The sequence below is a fragment of the Acetobacter papayae JCM 25143 genome (assembly GCF_000613285.1).
Classification (GTDB): domain Bacteria; phylum Pseudomonadota; class Alphaproteobacteria; order Acetobacterales; family Acetobacteraceae; genus Acetobacter; species Acetobacter papayae.
In genome coordinates, this window is the sequence record NZ_BAIN01000156.1 from 1 (window position 1) to 1,205 (window position 1,205).

Consider the following 1,205-nt stretch of genomic DNA (forward strand, 5'->3'; position numbering starts at 1 on the left):
GCGCGGAGCGGGGGCCAAACCCCGGCAACCGGCCCAGAAGCCGGATAAGCTGCTCTATTTCCTGCCCACCCATTCCGGCACCCTCGCGCGCGGTCAGTCCTAGAACGGCAGCTTCAGGCCTGCGGGCAGGTTAAGCCCACCAGTGACCTTCTGCATTTCCTCAGCAGCGCGCTCGTCCAGCTTGCGGCGGGCATCCGCGCAGGCCGCCATAATCAGGTCCTGAAGCATTTCCATTTCTGTCGGGTCTGCCAGCGAAGGGTCGATCTTAATCGAGCGCATGTCGCCCTTGCCGCTCAGCACAACCGTGACCATGCCTGCGCCCGCAGCCCCTTCAATGCTGATCCCTTCCAGCGTGGTCTGCATGGCTTCCATTTTGGCCTGCATCTGCGTGGCCTGTTTCATCATCGAGGCAAGGTTTTTCATTGATCGGTTCCTCTGGTTTTAAAAACCGGCACAGCCGTTACGCGGCCATGCGGGTCAGTCTGGAGAAAGGCCCGGATCATGGGGCCGTTCATCCTCGTCAAGCAGTTCCGCATCCAGCGGCGCGAACATAAGGGATGGGTCATCCGCTGCCAGCGCGGTGTGCAGTTCCTCGGGCGGCAGGCCGTAATCGTCCAGCCCGTGCTCGGAAACCTCGCCCAGCTCCGCATCGGGGAAAGCCTCCAAAATGGCCTGCACCAGCGGGTGAGAGGCCGCCTCCTTGCGGCGGAACTGAATAACCTCGGCCCCCTGCTCGCCCAGACTGGGCTCACCCGGTGCCTCAGACAGTTCCACCTGCCATTCAATACCGGTTACGCGCTCCAGCACCAGCCGCAGGCGGCGGGGGACATCGGGGGGGGCGCCCGCATCAAGCCGCATAACAATATGCCCGCACGCGAACGACACCAGATGGGCCGCGTGCCGCAGGTGGCCATGCAGCACCGCCTCACGCGCATCGCGCACAAGGGCCACGGTTTCGCGCCATGTGCGCGGGATAGCAGGTGGCGCAGGCTCTTGTTCCACCACAGGTTCAGGCACCGGGGGGAGAGCCTCCACCGCCATGGCGGTGCCACCGACCATCCGCAGGCGGGGCCTGTCATCCTCCATAGCGGGCATGGCCTGTGCATCAGTAACCGCACTGGCCACTGCGCCGCCACCCGCACTCCCGCCAGCGCTGCCACTGGCAAACGGAGCCGCGGCCATAGCGGATGGCGCGCTGCCAGTTG

Annotated in this window: 1 protein-coding gene and 2 pseudogenes; all 3 read right to left on the reverse strand. The window is 65.0% G+C overall.

The features are described from left to right. Positions 1–73 (reverse strand): annotated as a pseudogene (locus JCM25143_RS25340) (recombination mediator RecR); the annotation flags it as partial. 26 nt (positions 74–99) lie between these two features. Next, entirely contained in the window at positions 100–423 is a 324-nt protein-coding gene (locus JCM25143_RS15105) for a YbaB/EbfC family nucleoid-associated protein (protein ID WP_025861838.1), read from the reverse strand. Between the two features lie 54 nt (positions 424–477). After that, positions 478–1,205, reverse strand: a pseudogene (locus JCM25143_RS15110) (DNA polymerase III subunit gamma/tau); the annotation flags it as partial.